This is a genomic window from Streptomyces sp. TSRI0281, assembly GCF_001905125.1.
Classification (GTDB): domain Bacteria; phylum Actinomycetota; class Actinomycetes; order Streptomycetales; family Streptomycetaceae; genus Streptomyces.
The window spans coordinates 52,287-73,035 of record NZ_LWLE01000011.1 but is presented as its reverse complement, the minus strand read 5'-3'; the positions used below and the strand labels follow the sequence as shown (position 1 = coordinate 73,035).

The 20,749-nt window shown below is 71.0% G+C and carries 16 protein-coding genes and 1 pseudogene; 14 read left to right on the top strand and 3 right to left on the bottom strand.

Features of this window, described 5'->3' with window-relative positions; genetic code table 11:
* The first annotated feature begins 68 nt into the window (after window positions 1-68).
* From A6A29_RS17450 to A6A29_RS17410, 9 genes are all read left to right on the top strand, one after another.
* Window positions 69-2,174 carry an MMPL family transporter gene (locus A6A29_RS17450; RefSeq protein WP_073721004.1) on the top strand — a complete coding sequence of 702 codons (2,106 nt, stop codon included), beginning with the start codon at window positions 69-71 and terminating at the stop codon, window positions 2,172-2,174.
* A 178-nt stretch (window positions 2,175-2,352) separates the two neighbouring features.
* Window positions 2,353-3,357, top strand: coding sequence for a methyltransferase (locus A6A29_RS17445; RefSeq protein WP_338012878.1), 1,005 nt, complete (start codon window positions 2,353-2,355; stop codon window positions 3,355-3,357).
* A 48-nt stretch (window positions 3,358-3,405) separates the two neighbouring features.
* Window positions 3,406-4,641, top strand: coding sequence for a cytochrome P450 (locus A6A29_RS17440; protein WP_073721003.1), 1,236 nt, complete (start codon window positions 3,406-3,408; stop codon window positions 4,639-4,641).
* A gap of 292 nt (window positions 4,642-4,933) precedes the next feature.
* Window positions 4,934-5,698 carry a flavodoxin family protein gene (locus A6A29_RS17435; RefSeq protein ID WP_079182817.1) on the top strand — a complete coding sequence of 255 codons (765 nt, stop codon included), beginning with the start codon at window positions 4,934-4,936 and terminating at the stop codon, window positions 5,696-5,698.
* Window positions 5,695-7,119, top strand: coding sequence for a phenylacetate--CoA ligase family protein (locus tag A6A29_RS17430; protein WP_079182816.1), 1,425 nt, complete (start codon window positions 5,695-5,697; stop codon window positions 7,117-7,119). Before A6A29_RS17435 ends, A6A29_RS17430 begins: the two co-directional genes overlap by 4 nt.
* 16 nt (window positions 7,120-7,135) lie before the next feature.
* Window positions 7,136-8,617, top strand: a complete 1,482-nt coding sequence (locus A6A29_RS17425) for an anthranilate synthase component I family protein (protein ID WP_073721002.1) — start codon at window positions 7,136-7,138, stop codon at window positions 8,615-8,617.
* Window positions 8,614-9,270 carry an anthranilate synthase component II gene (locus tag A6A29_RS17420; protein WP_241838528.1) on the top strand — a complete coding sequence of 219 codons (657 nt, stop codon included), beginning with the start codon at window positions 8,614-8,616 and terminating at the stop codon, window positions 9,268-9,270. The genes A6A29_RS17425 and A6A29_RS17420 overlap by 4 nt, the downstream gene beginning before the upstream one ends.
* Before the next feature lie 96 nt (window positions 9,271-9,366).
* Window positions 9,367-10,677 (top strand): phenylacetate--CoA ligase family protein, encoded by a 1,311-nt coding sequence (locus A6A29_RS17415; RefSeq protein WP_073721078.1) that lies wholly within the window; start codon window positions 9,367-9,369, stop codon window positions 10,675-10,677.
* The gene (locus A6A29_RS17410; protein ID WP_073721001.1) at window positions 10,646-10,915 is read left to right on the top strand and encodes a DUF6052 family protein; all 270 of its coding nucleotides are present in this window, start codon (window positions 10,646-10,648) and stop codon (window positions 10,913-10,915) included. The genes A6A29_RS17415 and A6A29_RS17410 overlap by 32 nt, the downstream gene beginning before the upstream one ends.
* Window positions 10,916-10,986: 71 nt before the next feature.
* On the opposite strand, the gene A6A29_RS17405 is transcribed toward A6A29_RS17410, so the two are convergent.
* The gene (locus A6A29_RS17405; RefSeq protein ID WP_073721000.1) at window positions 10,987-12,396 is read right to left on the bottom strand and encodes an extracellular solute-binding protein; all 1,410 of its coding nucleotides are present in this window, start codon (window positions 12,394-12,396) and stop codon (window positions 10,987-10,989) included.
* A 35-nt stretch (window positions 12,397-12,431) separates the two neighbouring features.
* Window positions 12,432-13,604: an epoxide hydrolase family protein gene (locus A6A29_RS17400; protein WP_073720999.1), complete on the bottom strand. Its 1,173-nt coding sequence runs from the start codon at window positions 13,602-13,604 to the stop codon at window positions 12,432-12,434.
* Window positions 13,605-13,906: 302 nt separating this feature from the next.
* Here A6A29_RS17400 and A6A29_RS17395 point away from each other — a divergent pair, with 302 nt between their 5' ends.
* Both A6A29_RS17395 and A6A29_RS17390 read left to right on the top strand, forming a co-directional pair.
* Complete coding sequence (locus A6A29_RS17395) at window positions 13,907-15,454, top strand: class I SAM-dependent methyltransferase (protein ID WP_073720998.1); 1,548 nt, start codon at window positions 13,907-13,909, stop codon at window positions 15,452-15,454.
* Window positions 15,451-16,833, top strand: coding sequence for an FAD-binding protein (locus tag A6A29_RS17390; RefSeq protein ID WP_073720997.1), 1,383 nt, complete (start codon window positions 15,451-15,453; stop codon window positions 16,831-16,833). Before A6A29_RS17395 ends, A6A29_RS17390 begins: the two co-directional genes overlap by 4 nt.
* Window positions 16,834-17,023: 190 nt before the next feature.
* On the opposite strand, the gene A6A29_RS17385 is transcribed toward A6A29_RS17390, so the two are convergent.
* Window positions 17,024-18,688 carry an MFS transporter gene (locus tag A6A29_RS17385; protein WP_073720996.1) on the bottom strand — a complete coding sequence of 555 codons (1,665 nt, stop codon included), beginning with the start codon at window positions 18,686-18,688 and terminating at the stop codon, window positions 17,024-17,026.
* Between the two features lie 361 nt (window positions 18,689-19,049).
* On the opposite strand from A6A29_RS17385, the gene A6A29_RS17380 reads away from it, so the two are divergent.
* From A6A29_RS17380 to A6A29_RS17370, 3 genes and pseudogenes are all read left to right on the top strand, one after another.
* On the top strand, window positions 19,050-19,490 hold the full coding sequence (locus tag A6A29_RS17380; RefSeq protein ID WP_073720995.1) for an enediyne antibiotic chromoprotein: 441 nt from the start codon (window positions 19,050-19,052) through the stop codon (window positions 19,488-19,490).
* Window positions 19,491-19,699: 209 nt separating this feature from the next.
* Window positions 19,700-19,858: pseudogene (locus tag A6A29_RS46640) on the top strand (S-adenosylmethionine synthetase N-terminal domain-containing protein); the annotation flags it as partial.
* A gap of 338 nt (window positions 19,859-20,196) precedes the next feature.
* On the top strand, window positions 20,197-20,736 hold the full coding sequence (locus A6A29_RS17370) for a carboxymuconolactone decarboxylase family protein (protein ID WP_073720993.1): 540 nt from the start codon (window positions 20,197-20,199) through the stop codon (window positions 20,734-20,736).
* The last annotated feature ends 13 nt before the right edge of the window (window positions 20,737-20,749 follow it).

Sequence of the window (20,749 nt, the reverse complement as noted above, 5' to 3'; positions counted from 1 at the left end):
GATGTGCTTTCCACGGGCACCGGCTGCGTGCACCCCTCCCCATGCCTGATCCTGAAGAGGAGTACCCCATGCGAGCTTGGCTCGAGCGAAGCGCCGCTGTGCCCGGCGGCCGACGCGGCAAGTGGATTGTTCTCGCCGGCTGGGTGATCGCTGTCATGGCGTTCGGCGCGCTGGCCGGAAAACTGGCCGAGGTCCAGGACACCAGCGCGAATGCCTTCCTGCCGCGCGGTGCGGAGTCCGCGCAGGTCAACACGGAGCTGGAGAAGTTCCGGACCGACGACCTCATGGCGGCGGTCGCCGTCTACAGCAGTGACACGCCCTTGACCGACGCCGTCCGGACCAAGGTCGAGTCCGATCGTGCCGCCTTCGCGAAGATCGCCGTGGAGGGCCAGAAGGTCCCCCCGGCGGTGGCCTCGAAGGACGGCAAGGCACTGATGCTGGTCGTCCCGCTGTCCGGTGAGGACCAGGAAGTCCTCGCCGGAAAGGTCGAGGAACTGCGCACCGTCGCGGCCGCGCAGGCCCCGCCCGGCATCGACACGGAGATCGGCGGCCCCGCCGGTGCCATGACCGATGCCTTCAATGTCTTCGACACGCTCGACGGCACCCTGATGATGGCCACCGCTCTCGTGGTCATCATCCTTCTGCTGCTCACCTACCGCAGCCCGGTCCTGTGGCTGTTCCCCGTTCTCGCGGTCGGCTTCGCCTCCGTGCTCACCCAGGCGGGCACCTACCTGTTCGCCAAGTACGGAGGGCTCCAGGTCGACCCACAGAGTTCGGGCGTCCTCATGGTGCTGGTCTTCGGTGTCGGCACCGACTACGCCCTGCTGCTGATCGCCCGCTACCGGGAGGAACTGCACCGGCACGAGGACCGGCACGAGGCCATGCAGATCGCCCTGCGCCGCTCGGGCCCCGCGATTCTCGCCTCCGCGGGCACCGTCACCATCGGTCTGGCATGCCTCGGACTGGCCGACATCAACTCCTCCCGCTCGATGGGGCTGGTCGGAGCCATCGGCATCATCTTCGGGTTCCTCGCGATGGTCACGATCCTTCCCGCGCTGCTCGTCATCGCGGGCCGCTGGGTTTTCTGGCCGCTGGTACCGAAGGAGGGCGCGCCCCAGCGCACCGCCAACTCGGCCTGGCAGCGGGTGGGCGACGCGGTCGCCCGCCGTCCGCGCCGTTCCTGGCTGATGTCGCTGGGCGTCACCGTGGTGCTCGCCGTGAGCGCCTTCGGCGTCAACATGGGCCTCACCCAGTCGGAGTGGTTCCAGGACAAGCCGGAATCGGTGGTCGCCCAGGAATCCCTCTCGAAGCACTTCCCCTCCGGTTCCTCCGACCCGGCCCATGTCGTCGCCAAAACGTCCGAGGTGGACGCCGTGACCGAGGCCGTACGCAAGACGGAGGGCGTCGTCGATGTCTCGGTGGCCGCACGGACACCGGACGGTGACCTGACCCAGCTGGCCGTCGTACTCAAGGGCGCGCCGGACAGCGAAGCGGCCAAGGACACCGTCGAGGCGCTGCGGGCGAACACCGACGCACTCGTGGGAGGCACCGCGGCCCAGACCCTCGACAAGGAGACCTCGACCGTACGCGACCTGTGGGTCGTCGTCCCCGCAGTCCTGATCGTCATCATGCTCGTACTGATCTGGCTGCTGCGCTCGTTCGTCGCACCGCTGGTGCTGCTGGCCACCGTCGTCGTCTCGTACTTCGCGGCGTTCGGCGCCTCCAGCCTGCTGTTCCAGCACGTCATGGGCTACTCCGGGATGGACTGGTCGATCCCGTTGCTCGGCTTCGTCTTCCTGGTGGCCCTCGGCGTGGACTACAACATCTTCCTCATGCACCGTGTGAAGGAGGAGTCGGCACTGCGCGGCCACACCCAGGGGGTCATCGCCGGCCTGAACAGCACCGGCGGTGTCATCACCTCGGCCGGGCTCGTCCTGGCGGCGACGTTCGCCGTGTTCGCCGTACTGCCGTTGGTGTCCATGGCCCAGATGGGCGTGATCGTCGGCGTCGGCGTCCTGATCGACACCTTCCTGGTCCGCACCATCCTGGTCCCGGCGCTCGCCCTCGACCTGGGGGCCCGCCGGTTCTGGTGGCCCGCGCGTCCGGCCCCGGACAGCGGGTCCGGCGCCGGCAGCGACACCGACACCGGTGAGCGCAAGCTGGAGAGCGTCTGATCACCGGCTGATCTCCTGCCCGTCCGTGCGGCTGTGTCCTCCGAAACCGGAGGGCGCAGCCGCACCGTCGTGAACGGCCCCTGGAATCAGCGCACTTCAGGAGATGGGCGGTCTCCGGAGCTGCGCAAGGATGGGCTACGCGGTGCCCTCCGGGCCCGCTGTGGAGAAAGGACATGCCGTGAAGGGCGACGTGGACGGCTCTGCCGCCAAGCTGTGGTCGATGGCCAACCTGGGCACCCCGATGGCCGTGCGGGTGGCGGCGACGCTGCGCCTCGCCGACCACATCCAGGCCGGGCGGCACACCGTGGAGGACCTGGCCGAGGCGGCCGGCGCCCATCCCGGCGCACTCGACCGCCTCCTGCGCTACCTCACGGTACGTGGCGTGCTGGCACGGGACGAAGAGGGCCGTTACACCCTCACCCCGCTCGGGCAGCCGCTGCGCGAGGACCACCCGGCCGGTATCCGGCTCTGGTTCGACATCGGCAGCGGGGGCCGCGGCGAACTGTCCTTCGTCGAGCTGCTGCACAGCATCCGCACCGGTGAGGCCGCCTTCCCCGTCCGCTACGGCCGGACCTACTGGGAGGACCTCGCCGCGGACACGGACCGCGCCGAAGCCTTCAACAGACTGCTCGGCGAGGACGTCGCGGTCCGCGCGCCCGCCCTCGTCGACGGGTTCGACTGGTCCTCGCTCGGCCATGTCATCGATGTCGGCGGTGGCGACGGATCGCTCCTGAGCGCACTGCTGACCGCTCACCCCGATCTGCACGGCAGCGTCGTCGACCTGGCCGACGCCACCCGCGCCGCGGCCAAGTCGTTCGCCGCGGCGGGCCTGGCCCAGCGTGCCACCGCCGTGACCGGCAGTTTCTTCGACCCGCTGCCCGCCGGAGCCGGCGGATACCTGCTCTCGCTGATCCTGCACGACTGGGACGACGACGACTCCGTGGCCATCCTGCGGCGCTGCGCCGAGGCGGCCGGCGCCGGGGGATCGGTCTTCGTCATCGAGTCGATCGGCTCCGACGGCGACACCCCCCGTACCGGAATGGATCTGCGCATGCTGGCCGTCTACGGCGCCCAGGAACGCAGCGTCGAGGAGTTCGCCGTGCTCGCCTCCGCCGCCGGCCTGAAGGTGACGGCCGTACACCCGGCCGGACCCTCGGCGATCATCCAGCTCGACGCCGCCTGACCGGCCGTCGGCCGAAACCAGGAACACGTACCGCGAGGAGACGCCCCCATGGCCGTGCCGGTTCTCGAACTCACGGAGGCGTTCGGCGCCCTGGGCACTGCCCAGGGCCGCCAGGACCCGTACCCGCTCTACGAGGCGATCCGGGGGCACGGGGACCGGGCCTGGCTCCGGAAGGACCGGCTCGTCGTCGTCGGCTACGACGCCTGCGCCCGCGCCCTGCGCGATCCGCTGCTCCACGTCCAGGACGGCGCCGCCTACGACGTGGCGCGGCCCGGCTGGCGCGCCCACTCCTCGCTCCGCGGTTTCACCGACTCCATGCTCTACAGCAACGCGGCCGCCCACAGCCGCCAGCGGGGTCTCGTCAGCTTCGCCTTCACCCCGCCGCGGGTGCGGCAACTGGACACCGTGATCGAGGAGATGGCCGACCGGCTGCTGGAGCGCATGGCCCGCCTGGGCCGCGACGGAGCGCCGGTGGATGTCGTCGCGGAGTTCGCCTCCCGGCTGCCCATCGCCGTCATCAGCACGATGCTCGGCTTCCCCGAGAAGGACCAGGTCTGGTTCCGCGACATGGCCTCGGCCATCGCGGTCTCCACCGACGGCAACACCGATCCCGGGGCGCTGCACCGGGCGGACGCCGCGATGGACGAACTGAGCGGCTACTTCGCCGAACTCGTCGAACACCGCCGCCGCCACCCGGCCGACGACCTGGTCACCCTCCTCGCGAGCGTCCACCACGGCGATCCCGGCCGGCTCAGCCACGGCGAGCTCATGGGCAACATGATGGTGCTGCTGACCGCCGGGTTCGAGACGACGAGCTTCCTCATCAGCCACGGTGTGATGCTCGCCCTGGAGCACCCCGCGCACGCCGCCCGGCTGCGTGCGGGCGAACCGGAGGCCGCCGAGCGGTACACCGAGGAGATCCTGCGGTACGAGCCGCCCGTGCACGTCACCAGCCGATGGGCCGTCGCCGACACCGAACTCCTGGGCGAACCCGTTCCGGCGGGCACCAAGGTCGTGCTCATCCTGGCCGCCGCCAACCGCGACCCCGGGCGCTTCGACCGCCCGGACCGCTTCGACCCGGACCGGCCCCAGGCCCAGCCGCTGAGCTTCGGCGCGGGCGGTCACTTCTGCCTGGGCGCCCCCCTCGCCCGCCTGGAGGCGAAGATCGCCCTGCCGGCCCTGCTGCGCCGCTTCCCGGGGATCGCCGCCGTCGAGGCCCCCGTCTACCGCGACCGGTGGGTCGTGCGCGGGCTGGACACCTTCACGCTCACCGTCGGCACCTGACGCTCAGCCGTCCCGGCCGACGCCGCCGCCGCGTCGCGTACTGCGTCGCGTGCCGCCCCCGCACTGCGTCCCGCACTGCCCCCGCACCGCGTCGCGTACCGCCTCCGCACCGCCTCCCGTACCGCACATCCGGTACGTGACCTTCACGCGGTCGCCCCCTTTTGCACAGCATTCCAAGAGATGCCTCCCCATACCCGCAGACGCGACGATTTCGGGGAGTCGCCGAAGTAGCAGCGACCCGAAGTACGGCGGACCCGGTGCCCGCAGCCGTATCCAGCGAAGGAGACATCCCGTGACCACACCACTCAAGATCCTCGCGATCAACGGATCGGAACGGGACGGCAACACCAGCGATGTCCTGCGCCATGCCGCGGCGGTCGCCGCGGCGCGGGGAGTCGAGTGGGAGACCGTCGACCTGCGGAACATCCAGATGTCGCGCTGCGGGCCGTGCGGTGACTGCAACGACCGCCCGGTCCCGTGCGCCCTGGAGGACGGGGTGCCCGGCGTGATCAGGAAGATGGTCGAGGCCGACGGCATCGTCTTCGCCGCTCCCGTCCACGGCTTCGGGACGGCCAGCCTGATGCAGACCTTCATCGAGCGGGCCGGTGTCGGATACCTGCGTTTCGACCGGCCGCTGAGCAACAAGGTCGCGGGCATCATCTCCGTGGCCCGCCGTTACAGCGCCGGCGAGGTGTGGGCCCAGCTGACGGTGAACGCGCTGCTCAACCGCATGATCGTGGTCGGGAGCGGATTCCCCGCCACGGTCCACGCGCTGCACCGGGGAGACGCGCTCAAGGACGACGAGGGGCTCACCAACGTCCAGCGCCTGATCGACCGGATGACCGACATGATGGAACTGCTCGACGAGCACCGCACCCTGACCGGACGTGACAACCTGCTCGCCGCCCGCGAGGTCAACGAGCGCATCGGGCTCGCCCTGAACGAGACGGCCCCTCCCGCCGCGGACGAGGCGGTCGTGGACGCGACGGCTGTGGACGCGACGGCTGTGGATGAGACGGTCCGGGAACTCGCCGACGACGTGTGGGCCCGCCAGTGAGCGCGCCGGCCCTGCCCTGCGCCCCGGCCGACGCGGACCTCCAGGACTTCCTCACCGACTACCGCCGCGTCAGCCGGGCCTTCCACGACGGCGCCCTGTCACCGCGGGAGCTGGCCGACTGGCGCGCCCGGCGGCTGACCACAGTGCTTCACCACGTCACCGAACGCTCTCCGTTCTACCGGCGCCACCTGGCCGGAACCGATGTCACGGCCGTGACCCCCGACACGTTGAACACGCTCCCTTTCACCACCAAGGACGACCTGCGACGCGAGATGTACGACGTGCTCAGCGGTCCGCTCTCCGCGGCGAGCATCTATTACGAGACCAACGGCACCACCGGGGCCGCCACTCCGTGCCCGCGCGGCGCGGTGGACATCGTCACCTCCAACGCCTCCGTCGAGGAGTCCTGGCGGCGCCTGTTCCGCGCGCACTTCGGCGACCGCATGCCCGTGGTGGGGCTCATGGGGCCCTCGGAGCTGTACGCGTTCGGTGATGTGTTCACCGACGTCGCCGCCTCGCTCGGCGCCTGCCACGTCAAGATCTGGCCGGAGTCCCCCAGGGTCGGTTTCCGCAAGGCCCTGCGTCTCATCGAGGAGCTCGGGGTCGAGGTCATCGTCTGTGCGCCGGCCCTCTGCCTCAGCCTGGCCAAGGCGGCCCGGCACTACGGGTACGACCTGGCGGACCTCCCCGTCAAGCTGTTCCTGGTCCTCGGCGAGATCTGCACCCCCGAGTTCGCCGCCAACGTCTCCTCGGTGTGGCCGCACGCCGTCGTCCGCCCCGCCCTGTACGGCTCCCAGGAAGCCCTGTGCATCGCGACCGGTGCCGACAGCGGCGCCCTCCACCTGGCCACGCCCAACTACCTGGCGGAGCTGGTCGATCCCGACACCGGGGCCCCGCGCGGCGAGTTCGGTGAGGGCGAGCTGGTCCTGACCATGCTCGTCGACGGCATCAAGCCGCTGATCCGCTACCGGACCGGCGACCTCGTCCGCATCACCCCCGCACCGCCCGGAGCGGCACTGCCCGGCCCGGTGGTCGAGGTCGTCGGGCGCGCCGCCGACCGTATCCCGCTGGGGGACGTCCTCCTGCACCCCGCGGAGCTCGAAGCCGCCGTACTGGGGGACGTACGGGGATGCCTGGGCTACCAGGTCGTCGTCGACGGCGGCCCCGACGGCGACCGGATCACCGTACGGATGGACCTGCTGCCCGGTGCGGCGGACCCGGCGGCCGCCGTCGCGGCCCGGCTGCGCGAACGCACGGGAGCCCACGTCGACATCGCCGTCGACGCCGACATGGACCCGGTCACCCACACCGGCTCCTTCGTCAGCTGGAAGGCCGCCCGGGTCCTCGACCACAGGTCGGGCCTCGACGGGGCCGTGCGAGCCGCCCGCCAGGTCGCGCACCGCTACGCGATCACGACATGAACGGGAGGACCACGCGATGACCCTTCAAGCACCGGCGGTGGGCGTCGGCGTGACCACGCGTACGCGCCGTCTGCCTCCTCTCGACCTGCTGAACGCGTACCGCAACCTCTGCGGGCGCTTCGGCCCCGACGAGGCGTATCTCCTGGAATCCGCGGCCGGACCGCTGCGCGACCGCAAGTACCAGTTCACCGGGTTCGGCGCCCTGCTGTCCCTCTCGGTCACCGGGGACGCCGTACGGATCGAGGGCAGGCCCGCTCTTGCCCGGCTGCTGCGGGAACGGGCCGGGCCGCTGCTCACCGACGTTTCCGGCCAGGGGCTGAGACTGCGCGGTACGGACGATCTGTGGGCGCTTCTGCGCGCCGCCCAGGGCATGTTCGACGCCCAGGGATCGGCGGAGCGCTTCCGTTTCGGGTTCCTCGCCTACTTCGGCTACGACACCGCCCGCTACGTCGAGGAACTGCCGTACCTCATCGAGCGGAACTCCGCCCTGCCGGACATCCATCTGGTCCTCCACCAGGGCTGCGTGACCACGGACCTCACCGACGGCGGCACCGAACTGCTTCTGCACGAGTCCGAGCACTGGCCGCCCCTGGACGTGGAGGAGATCGCCGCGCTGCTGGTCCGTGAACCCGACGCCGAGTTGCCGTGCTTCGACGACGCGGACCCGCCCCCCGCGACGGTCACCGACGACAGCGACCCCGAACTGTTCCGGGCCGATGTGGAGCGGTGCCTGGAGCACATCGCGGTCGGCGACATCTACCAGGTGCAGATCGGGCACGAGCTGACGATGCGCTCCGAGGCGGCCCCCCTCGACGTCTACCGCAGGCTGCGGCAGCGCAACGCGTCCCCGTACATGTATATGGCGAACGTCGGGGGACACTGCACCATCGGCGCCAGCCCCGAACTGTTCGTCCGCATCGAGGGCGGCAAGGTCATGATGCGGCCCATCGCCGGGACCCTGCCGCGCACCGGTACGGACGACGAGGCCGCCGCCCGGACGCTGGCCCAGGACCCCAAGGAGATCGCCGAGCACACCATGCTCGTGGACCTCTGCCGCAACGACATCGGCCGGATCTGCGAGGCCGACACCCTGAATGTGCCCGACCAACTGGTCGTCGAGCGCTACTCGCACGTACTGCACCTCGTCTCCACCGTCGAGGCACGGGTCGAGGCGGGCGAGGACAGCTTCGACGCCATCGCCGCCCTCTTTCCCGCGGGCACGATGACGGGCACCCCCAAGATCCGTGCCATGGAGATCATCGAGTCCGTCGAGCGCAGCCGCCGCGGCCTGTACGCGGGCGCCCTCGGCCTGATGGACATCGGCGGCTACACCAACCTGGCCCTGTGCATCCGCACCCTGTTCCACCACGACGGCGCCTACCGCACCAGGGCCTCGGCGGGCATCGTCGCCGACTCCCGCCCGGAGAGCGAATGGCGCGAGACGCTGGCCAAGATGAGCGCCGCCTACTGGGCGGTCACCGGAAAGGAGTTGCTGTGAAACTGCATGTGGCAGGCCCGACTGGTGCGCCGGACACCGAGCGCCCGCGGGTGCTGGTGGTCGACGCGTTCGACAGCTTCGTCGACATCCTGCGGCAGTACCTCATGTCGGCCGGCGCGGTTCCGATCATGGTCCGCTCCGACAAGCTCCGGCTGGAGGAGGTGCCGCTGCTGCGCCCCGACGGCATTCTGCTGGGCCCGGGACCGGGGCACCCGGACGTGTCCGGGCACGTCGAGATCGTCCGCTCGTTCGCCGGGAGGCTCCCCCTGTTCGGGGTGTGTCTGGGCCAGCAGGCCATCGCCCGCGCCTACGGGGCGAGCGTGCTGCCGGCCGACCATCTGATGCACGGCAAGACCAGCCGGATCCGGCACGACGGGCGTGGGCTGTTCGCCGGGATGCCCGACAGCTTCCTGGCCACCCGCTACCACTCCCTCGTCGTCCCCGAGACGACCGTGCCGTCCTGCCTGGAGGTGACGGCCCGGTCCGCGGACGACGGTTATGTGATGGGCCTGCGGCACCGGGACCTGCCGATCGAGTCGGTCCAGTTCCACCCGGAGAGCTTCCGCACCGAGCACGGCATGCGCATCGTCATGAACTTCCTCTCCGCGGTGCGCGCCTTCACGGCGGTTCTGCCCGACGTCGAGGCGGCGTGACACGGAACACCGAACACAAGTGCGCACATCCAAAGATGCCGGGCCCTCGCCGAACGAGAAGAGTCAGTGGTGTCGGCACTGTGCAACGGAGGCGTCGTGACGTACTGGAACAGTAGGGCGGAGACCATGCCCCGCCCGCAACTAGAGGCATGGCAATGGCGCAGGCTCCGGCAGGCACTCGACCACGCCAAGCGGAACTCACCGTTCTGGAACGGACGTATACCCGACGGCATCGATTCCCCGCAGGACTACGCGGCGCGGATGCCGCTGCTGTACAAGAAGGACCTGCTGGCCGCCGAGGCGGTCGCGCCCCCGTACGGCACCTGGCCCTCGCTGGACCCCTCACGCGGAGTGCGCCACCACCAGACCAGCGGCACCAGCGGCAACCCGCCCATCCGCACGTTCGACACCGAACGCGACTGGGCCTGGTGCGTGGACACCTTCTGCACCGCGCTGCACGCCAACGGGGTGCGCCCGAACCACAGGGGACTGGTGGCCTTCGGCTACGGCCTCTTCGCCGGGTTCTGGGGGATGCACTACGCGCTGGAGCGTATGGGCTGCACCGTCGTTCCCGCCGGCGGCCTCGATTCGAAGACCGTCGTGCGGCTGCTGGTCGACTACCGGATCGAAGTGCTCGGCCTCACCCCGAGCTATGCGATGCGGCTGATCGAGACCGCCCGCGACATGGGCATCGACCTCGCCCGCGACGCGAACGTCCAGGTGATGCTCGCCGGCGCCGAACCGCGTTCCGACTTCACCACCCGGACCATCGAGGAGGCGTTCGGCGCCCGCGTCTTCAACGCGGCCGGCACCACCGAGTTCGGCGGGGTCTTCATGTTCGAGTGCCCGCAGCGGCGCGGAGCCTGCCACATCAACGAGCCCTCCTGCTACGACGAGGTGCTGCACCCCGAGACCCTCCAGCCGGTCGGCTACGGGGAGGAGGGCGTCCGGGTGACCACCGGCCTGGCCCGTGAGAGCATCCAGCTCTTCCGGCACTGGACCGAGGACGTGGTCGTCAAGCGGCCGTACGGCGAGTGCGGCTGCGGCAGGACCTGGGACTTCTACGACGGCGGCATCCTGCGGCGCGTCGACGACATGCGCAAGATCCGGGGCGTCTCCATCACCCCCGTCATGATCGAGGACGTCGTACGCGGCTTCGCCGAGGTCAACGAGTTCCACTCGGCCATCCGCACCGTGCGCGGCCTCGACACCATCCACGTCAAGATCGACGCGGGAGGGCTCGGAGCGGAGGCCGCGCAGCTGCTGTGCGCGCGCGTCACCGAGGAGTTCAAGCGCGAGATCGGCATCCGGCCCCAGGTGGAGCTCGCCCCGGCGGGCAGCCTGCCCCGAACGAACTGGAAGGCGGCACGACTTCATGACGAACGAGTCCTCACAGCTCACGGCTGAACCCCCGACGGACGAGATCCTGACGCCGTGGCAGCCCACGGCCGAGTACCTGACCGCCGAGCAGGAGCTCCACCTCATGGAGAGCTACCGCACACTGGGCTACCTCGCCGACAACTGCCGGGTCCCGGCCGTGCTCGCCGCCGTACGGGCCTCGCTCGCCGAGCTCCGGATCGCCCTCGACGGACAGGCCGTGGAATTCGACTACTACCGCAACACCGACCGGGTGCTCAGCGTGTGACCACCCGGTGATGCCGAAGGGGCGGTACCCCGGCCGGGGTACCGCCCCTTCGGCATCACCGCCGCCGTGGATCAGCCGGAGCTGCCCCGCACCGCGTTCTCCAGCTGCGCCCCGGTGTAGACCTCCATACCGGTGAAGTACTCCACGCGCAGACTCTGCGGGCTGCGGACCCCGTTCTCGGCCCGGTCCTTGTCGTAGTCGTCCAGCAACTGCTGCGCCTCCTCGGTCGCCCGCCCGAAGCGCAGAGCCGGGTCCACGCCGTCCAGCAGCACGTCTCCCATCGCCCGCGTCATCACGTCCTGCGCCCCGGCGAAGTCACCGAACAGCGCACCGCAGCACGGCGGGACGCCCTCGCCCTGGCCCTCCGCGAAGGTGTTGAGCTGGGCGCTCGCCAGGTGGTGGAAGGGGTTGGCCTCGAACCAGCCCTCGTCCTGAAGCAGCCGGTAGGAGGAGCGCGTGACCGGTACGAAGCTGCTCGCGATGTGGCGGTCGGCGGCGTTGCGCGGACTGTTCATGAACTGCATGAACGCCAGCGCACCGTCCTGTGTCACCTCGTCCAGGCCGTTGGCCAGCCACAGCGAGGTACCGGCGATGATGTTCCCGCCGTACGGCTGGTCCTCCCGGCCGGGGTAACGGCCGACCGACATCTCGAAGCCCGCGTTCTGCGCGGCCTGCGCCATGTAGTTCAGGTCGTTGGAGGAGGTGATGCGCAACGCGACGTCCTGGTTCGCGAACGCCTTCATGTTGGCTTCCCAGTCCGGGATCTTGCCCGTGTAGAGGTAGTGCCCCCGGCTGTGCAGGCGCTGCCACCACTCCACCCAGCCGAGCATCTCCGCCGAGGCGAGGTCCAGCCGGCCGGCCCGGCCGGAGCGGCCGTTGTCGTTGTCGGCCAGCTGTCCGCCCTGGACGGCCAGCGCCTGCTGGAAGAACAGACCGTGGTTCGACCATGTCACCCCGTGCGACGGCCCGTTCTCCAGGGCGGCCACCGCCTCGCACGCGGCCTCGATCTCCTCCCACGTCCGCGGCAGGCTCTCGACACCGGCGGCCCGCAGAAGGTCGCGGTTGCCGTAGATCAGCATGGCCGTCACCACGGCGGGCATCGACGTCAGGTCGCCGTCGACCGAGTAGTACTCCCGCACGGCCGGCAGGATGTCGTCGAGGACGACGGGCTCGCCGAGGATCTCGGTGCGCCCGGCGACGGCCTTCTCCACCGACGTGAACAGCGGCTTGCCGTCACGGGTCCGTGAGTCACGGGCGGCCTGGGTGACGGCGAAGTAGTACTCGGCGACCGCCGGTGGCCGGCCCTGCTCGGCCGCCTCCGCTATCTCCTCGGAGAGCGTACGGAAGTCGCGTCCCTCCAGGTTGATCCGGTACTCGGGGTGCGCCTTCTCGAACTCGGCGGCCAGCCTGTGCAGCCGGTCCATGTAGCCGGGGAACGTCAGGTCGGCCACCCAGACGTCGATCACGGTTGCGGCGGTCATGAGATGCCTCTTTCTGCTCTTCGGTGACGGACGGTTCAGACGACGGCAGCGGCCGGGACCACGGAACGGGCGAACGTCCGGACATCCCCCGCCAGCTCGGCCGGCTTCTCCAGCGCCGCGAAGTGACCGCCGTGCTCGAACTCCGTCCAGTGGATGAGGGTGGGGATGTCCCGGTCGGCGAAACGGCGGATCGGTACGAAGATGTCGTCGGGGAAGACGGCCACTCCCACCGGCACGGTGAGCGGCGGCGGCACGGCCCCACCGGCCGCGGCCCGCACCGCCTCCGCACCCTCGTAGTAGTACTGGGCGGACGAACCGGCGGTCGCCGTCAGCCAGTAGATCGACACGATCGTCAGCAGCCGGTCGCGGTCGACCGCCTCCTCCGGCAGCTGCTCGGCCCCCGTCCAGTCCAGGAACTTCTCCGCGATCCAGGCGAGCTGGCCCACCGGAGAGTCGGTCAGCGCGTACGCCAGCGTCTGCGGGCGGGTCTGCTGGAGCTTCATGTAGCCCGACAGCTCGGCGTCGAAGCGGGAGAGCTTGCCCAGCCGGGCCTGGTCCCGCTCGGTCAGGCCCTCGAACTCCGCGGGGTCACCGGAGGGAAACGTCATCAGCATGTTCACGTGCACCCCGAGCACGTGATCGGGATCGGTACGGCCGAGCTCCAGCGAGATCACCGCCCCGGCGTCACCGCCCTGAGCGATGTAGTGATCGTATCCGAGCCGTGCCATCAGCTCCGCCCAGGCACGGGCGATGCGGGCGGTGTCCCAGCCCTTCTCCGGCAGGGGGTTGGAGAACCCGTACCCCGGTATGGACGGGATGACGAGGTGGAAGGCGTCCGCCGGGTCACCGCCGTGCGCACGCGGATCGGAGAGCGGGCCGATCACGTCCAGGAACTCGGCGACCGAACCGGGCCAGCCGTGGGTGAGGAGCAGCGGGGTCGCGTCCGGCTCCGGCGAGACGACATGGAGGAAGTGCACCGGGGCACCGTCGATCTCCTCGATGAACTGCGGATACCTGTTCAGCTCGGCCTCGGCGGCGCGCCAGTCGAAAGAGGTGCGCCAGTACTCCGCGAGCCCCTTCAGGTACTCCAGCGGCACCCCGCGGTCCCAGCCGGCGCCGGGCAGCTCGTCCGGCCAGCGGGTGGCCCCGAGGCGGGCGTGCAGGTCGTCGATCTGTTCCTGCGGGATGTCGATACGGAAGGGACGCATGGGAGCACTCCGTGATGTCCGGGCCGGAAAGGGTCGTCGAAGGAGGATGGAGGGCTCACCGGCAACCGGATCGGCCCCGGCCGCACTCGGCGCGCCCGGCTGTATCGTCCGCCGCCGCCGAAGCCCGCCGCATCTTGCGAATTGCTCCATGGGCCCGGAGCGTCAGCGCAGTTCAGAAGATGCGCGCGGCTCCCGCCCACTGGAAGCATCACCGTCCGGGTGACCGGCCCGGCGCGCTCGGCGCGCAGCCGTGCCCCCACGCGGCACAGGCCCTGCCGCACCGATCCCGAGAGGACGCGTAGATGAACTTCTCCACCGCTCACGCCGCCGCCGGCCTTGTCGACGCCTTCGCCGACGCGGCCCCGGAGGTCCGCGAGGCAAAGTTCCGCGCCCTGGTGGACGGCCTCTGGCACGAGGGCGAACTCTCGCCCGCCGCGCTCGCGGCGGTGCCGTCGCTGGTGGCCGCGCTCGAAAGGTCCGACCACGACAGCCGGGGCCACCTGGCGATCCTGCTCGGACTGCTCGCCGAGGCCGAGTACCCGGCGCCCGGACCGGTCACCGAGGAGATCCGCGCCCACCTCGGCCTCTACCTCGACCTGGTGCGCACCGACGGCATCGGCACGCCGCTCACCCTCGCGCTGCTCTATCTCCTCGCACACTTCCCGGCCGACCGGGACACGATCCTCACCGCCACCCTGGACCTCGGCCTGGAGCCGGAGGACCTGTCCCGGCTGCACCGGGGGCTGAGCGAACTCGACCCCGAGCGGCCCGACCTCGGCCGGGTGTGGCCCTCCCCGTCGGCCTGGACCCTCAACGAGGACGAGCGGGCCTTCGACGCGAGCTGGATCAAGGCGCTCAGCGGCGAGCAGATCCGGGCGGCCTGGGAGAACGACACCCGTACGGTGCTCGGCTGCATCGGCGCCCGCGCCTACTGGGCGGTCCGCAACGGCGACCCGCAGGACGCCCCCGCGGCCACCGTGCCCGACCGGGCCAACGCCAGCGCGCCGCCCGCCGACACCTCCCTCTTCGCACCGCACACCGGCGCCCTGCGCTGCCCGGCCTGCCGCGGCACCCTGGAGCCCGGCGAGGACCTCCTGAACTGCACCGGCTGCCCGGCCCGTTACCCCGCCGCGAACGGCATCCTCGACCTGACCGCGCCCGCCACCGGGGACGGCGCCGTCGACGACTTCCTGGAGAAGCTCTCCCAGGTGCCCAGCATGGGGCTGTTCTACGAAGCGGTCGCCCGGCCCTCGTTCCTGCGCGTCTCCGGATCCAACTGGGGCGGCCAGGTGACTCCGGCCGACGAGGACCACTACCTCGCCACCCACATACGGCCGGTCGACGGCCCGGTGGTCGACCTCGCCGCCGGAGCCGGACGCTGGACCACCGTCATCGCCGAGACCGTCGGTGCCGACCGGCTGGTCGCCGTCGACAGCTCACTGCCCATGCTCAACGTGCTGCGCGGCCGGCTTCCCGACGTCCCCTCGGTACTGGCCGGAGCCTCCGACCTGCCCTTCGCGGACGCGTCGGTCGGCGCGGTCGTCTGCTGGAACGCCCTCCAGGCCTTCTACCACGAGGCCGAGGCGGCGATCACCGAGGTCGGCCGGATCCTGCGGCCCGGCGGCACCTTCACGGTGCTGACGTTCCGTCGCTCCGAGGACCCGGTCTACCGCTACTTCCAGTCGGCCCACAGGTTCCCCCAGCACGACGGAGGACTCCAGCTGTTCGACCCCGAGGACCTCCACCGCTGGCTGGCCGCGGCGGGCCTGACCGTGCGCGAGGAGAGCGGACCGGGGACGTTCGTCTTTCTGACCGCCGTCCGCGACGACCAGGAGGAGACCCGTTCATGAGTACGGCCGATGTGCGCGACGACGCGCTCGCCGAACCGGGCACCCCCCACTACGAGGAGGCCGCCCGGGTCTTCAACCTGGCCGCCCCCGCCCGCCCGGCCGCGGCCGTCACCGCACGCGGGCCGGCCGAGGTCCGGGCCGCGGTGCTCGCGGCCACCCGCCGGGGCCTGACCGTCCGGGTGCACACCTCCGGGCACGCCGCCGGGGCCGTACGCCCGCTCGACGGCTCCGCGCTGATCCGCACCGCCCCGGCGGGCGACGTGGAGATCGACGCGGCCTCGCGCACCGCCAGGATTCCGGCGGGCGCGCGCTGGGGCGATGTCGTCAGGGCGGCGGCGCCGCACGGACTCGGCGCGGCACACGGATCCGCGGCCGATGTCGGGGTGATCGGATACCTGCTCGGCGGCGGGGTCAGCTTCTACGGCCGCCGCACCGGGCTGGCCGCGAACACGGTGCGGGCGATCGAACTCGTCACCGCCGACGGCGGATGCGTCCGCGCGGACGCCACGACCGAACCCGAACTGTTCTGGGCCCTGCGCGGCGGAGGCGGCGGCTTCGGCGTCGTCACCGCCGTGGAGGTCTCCCTCTTCCCGGTGGCGAAGGTCGTCACCGGCGCGACGTACTGGTCGGCGGCCCACGCCGCACCGCTCCTGGCGGCCTGGCGCGCCTGGACGAAGGACGCGCCGCGTGAGGCCACCACCTCACTGCGCCTGATGAACCTGCCCCCGGTACCCGGCGTCCCGCCGCAGCTCGCCGCCGGACCCGTGCTCTGCGTGGACGGTGCCGTCCTGGCGCCGACAGCGCACGATGTCCCCGCGGCCCAGCGGCACGCGGACGAACTCCTGGGAACGCTGCGGGAGATCGCGCCCGCCCTGCTCGACACCTGGGCGCTCACCGGACCGGCCGGGGTGCTCGACGCGCACATGGACCCGGCCGACCCGGTCCCCTTCATCGGCGACCACTTCCTGCTGCGGGAGCTCGGTGACGACGGCGCCGAGGCGTTCCTGGGCGCCGTGGGGGCGGACTCCGGCTCACCGCTCGCCGTCGCCACACTCCGTCAGCTCGGCGGCGCGTTCGCCGAGGAGGACCCGGCGGGCGGCGTCCTGAACCAGGTGGACGCGGCGTACGCCTACATGGGATCGGGCCCCCCGTTCGGCCCGGTGACCGTGGAGGCCCTGGAGAAGCACTGCGCGACGGTGCGCGCGGCCCTCGCCCCCTGGGACACCGGCCGTACCGTGCCCTCCCTCGTGGAGGGATTCACCCGGCCGCAACGCCACCTCACCGAGGACCGGGCGGCGGCCGTCGCCCGGATCCGCCGCCGGTACGACCCGCGCGGCGTCTTCGCGGACGACGTCTCCGCCGGAGCGGCTGCTCTCTGACACCCGCACGCGGTGTGCCCCCGGATCCGTCCGGGGGCACACCGCGTTCCGGTGCGCCGGGAGGCCCTCACGGCTGCGGCACAGGGCGCCCATGACCGCCACCGGGGCCGGACGGGGGCCGCAGTACGGCTGATGGCCCCCGCCGCGGGGCGGGGGCCATCGGTGAGCGTTCAGGAGCGGGGCGCGGACGTCACACCGACAGTGACTTCTCCGTCGTGCCCGGTGTGCCCGGCGTGCCCGTCGTACCGGCGGGGTCCACCGGAGCGTCGGCGGACGCCGCGGCCTTCTCCCCGGACTCCTCCGGGGCCTGTGCCTCCGCTTCCTCCGGCGCCTCGGCACCGACCGGCGGTACATGGCGCAGCAGGACGACGAAGAACACGCCGGCGATCCCGATCAGAATGGCGCTGACCGTGGCGACGGTGTGCAGGCCCCCGGTGAAGGCGACCCGGGCGGCGTCCATCAGTGCGTTGCCCACCTGCTCGGGCAGACTGTCCGCGGCGGCCGACGCCCCGGCGACACTGTCCCGGGTGGCCTCCGCGGCTCCGGCGGGAACGCCCTCGGGCACGGAGTCGGCGATGTCGGAACGGTAGACGGCGAGGCCCAGGGTTCCCAGGGTCGCCACCCCCAGCGCCGCACCGAACTCATTGCTCATCTGCGACAGGGCACCGGCCGAACCGGCCTTCTCCGACGGAACGGTTCCGACCACCATGTTGGTCCCCAGCGCCACGATCGGAGCGCCGCAGAAGGAGAACACGGCGAAGCCCACGATCAGAACGGCCGTGCCCGACTCCGGGTTGAGCTGGGAGAAGGTCAGCAGCACGGCGACCACACCGGCGATCCCCGCGCCGATGACGTACGCGGGACGCACCTTGCGGGCGATGATCGGGCACACCCCGAAGGAGACGGTGGCCGCGGCCATGCCGGGCAACAGCCCGAGACCCGCCTCGAACGGCGACATCCGCTGCGCCGACTGGAAGTACTGGGTCAGGAACAGCATGACCGTGCCGCCGATGAGGCTGTAGGCGAGCAGGGCCAGCAGCGCGGCGGTGAAGCGGCCGTGCGCGAACAGGCCCACGTCCAGCAGCGGGCTGGACAGACGGCGCTGGCGCTGCACGAACAGCACACCCAGCACCAGGCCGACGACGAGGGTGACGACGGGGAGGGCCTCCCAGCCGTTGCGGGCGAGCTCCTTGATTCCGTAGATGACCGGAATGGTGGCGCCGACGTTCAGCAGGACGCTCGGGAAGTCGATCCCGCCCGCCTCGCCGTTCTTGAACTCCGGCAGGACGCGCGGTCCCACGATCAGGAGCAGCACCATCACCGGTACGCCGATGAGGAAGAGCGAGCCCCACCAGAAGTACTCCAGCATGACGCCGCCGAGCAGCGGGCCGATGATGGCGCCCAGGGTGAAGCAGCTGGCCCAGAGACTGATGGCGACCGTGCGCTGCTTGGCGTCCTGGAACATCGTGGTGATGAGGGAGAGCGTGGACGGTGTCAGGCTCGCACCGGCGATGCCGAGCAGGACACGGGCGGCGATCAGCATGCCGGGGCTGGTGGCGAACGCGGCGGCCAGCGAGGCCGCGCCGAAGGCGGCGGCACCGATCAGCAGCAGCTTGCGACGGCCGATGCGGTCACCGAGCGTTCCCATCGTGACGAGGAATCCGGCGACCATGAAGCCGTAGATGTCCATGATCCACAGCTGCTGGGTGGAATCGGCACCGAGATCCGCGCTCAGATGCGGCAGTGCCAGAAGGAGTACGAACACGTCGAGGGCCACAAGAAGGGTGGGGAGGGCGAGGATACCCAGCCCGATCCACTCCTTCCGCCCTGCCTTGGGAGCACTGCCTACAGTCATGTGCCTCAAACTTCCCGTCGTCATGAGTGTGGAGGTGGAGCCGTGGCACCCGTGATGAAGGTGGTCAAGGGCCGTAGGGGCCGGGTCGTCGGTACCGTCGAGTCCACCCCACACGGTCTCGCGCGCGAGCGGCCTCCCGCATCTCACTGCGTGCTCTCCGCTCCCGCGGCCGGCTGTTCGAGGCATCCCGGTATCCGGCCTTCACAAACACTTGAATGTATGCCACCGGCGAATTTCGGAAAGCAACGGCGAAATTCGGAAAGCAACTTGGAAGATGCCTAAGTCGCAGCGAGCTCCGTAACGTCATCGTTGAAGCAGCCGGAACAGGCTGTACCTCTTCCGCATCTGACTAGGAGTCCACGTGACCGTCAAGAACAAGCTCGGCCTCATCACCCGTGTCGGCGCCACCGCAGCTCTGGCCATAGGTCTTGGAGTCGCCGCGACCCCGAGCGCGCTGGCGGCCGCACCGGTCGTCACGGTGACTCCGGCCTCCGGACTCGCCGACGGGACGACGGTGACGCTCTCCGCGACCGGGCTGACGCCCGGAACCGTCTACCACGCGGGGCAGTGCGCCTTCGTCGAGCCGGGCGTGTACGGCTGCAACGCCGGCACCGCCTCGGACATCACCGCCGACGCCCAGGGCAAGATCAGCACGCAGATCGTCGTGAGTTCGACGTTCCAGGCAGTGGTGGGCTCCGCGACCCAGCCGTGGGGCAGCGTGAACTGTAAGGTCACCGCCTGCCAGATCGGCCTGGGCACCGGCTCGGGCGAGGGCGGCGGCCAGGTGATCACCTTCGCCTGACCGACGACCCGCTCCCCCTCCCTCTTCCCGGTCAGCCGGTTTCCCCTCCCGCGCCTGGAGGGGGAGGGGAGCGGTCGCCCCTTTGGCGGCGAGCCGCACATCCGCCGTCGTGCTCTTTCTCCGACGACTTCGCCAAGTCCGCTTGCCTCCCCCGAAGCGTCCTGTGTCTGATGACCCGTCCGCACGGTCATTCCAGCAGGGGCAGGCATATGCGAAAAAGGCTCTTCACCTCGGAAGCTGTCACCGAGGGTCACCCCGGTACGATCGCCGACCCGCTCAGCGACCCGCTTTTCGACGCGCACCCGCGTGAGGACCCCGCCGCGCGCGTCACTGCCGAGACCTTGACCACCACGGGTCCGGCGCATCTCGGGTGCGGGCACCGGCGGTGCGGGCGATCAGGGCCCGCCGTCCGGTCACGCGTGCGACGGGACGCCCGAGTCGACGCGTGCCGATCCATGGAGCGCACCGGCTCCGGCAGCAGCTCCCACTCCGGCTCCCACTCCGGCTCCCACTCCGGCTCCCCCTCCGGCTCCTGCACGGGCCCCCGCGCCCGCTGACGCAGGTCCGCGAGCTCCCCGGCCTCACCTCGGAACCGCACCGACCGGGCCGCCGCCCCCTGCGCACAACAGGAGTTGGCCGCCCATCGAGCGGTTGCCGACGATGAACACCCCATCCGTCAGACAGCCACCAGCAAAGGACACACCCGGTGCCGCACATAGCGCTCACCAACGGCCTTCCCGGCATCAGAGGCCTGATGACCGAACGCCCCGACACCGCCGCCCCGCTCAACGCGCTCGCCGACGCCCTCCTGCGCGGACCGTCGCCGCTGAGCCGCGGGGAACGCGAACTGATCGCCTCGTACGTCTCGGAACTCAACGAGACCCGCTTCTGCGCCGACACGCACGGCGCCGCCGCGGCGGCACAACTGGCAGGCGGAGCCGACCTGGTCAAGGCCGTCCACCAGCACGTGGATACGGCGCCGCTGTCCCCGCTGCTGCGGGCCCTGCTGCGGATCGCCGCGGAGGTCCGGGACGCGGCCCGCCCCGTCCCGGACGACATGGTGGCCGCGGCACGCGCCGAGGGCGCCACGGACGCGCATCTGCACGACACCGTCCTGATCGCCTCGGCTTTCTGCATGTACAACCGCTACGTCAGCGGCCTCGACACCGAGCTGCCGGGCGAACCGGGTTACTACGAGGAGTCGGGCCGGCGGATCACCGCCCACGGCTACGCCCCCATCATCTGAGAGGCGGGACCAC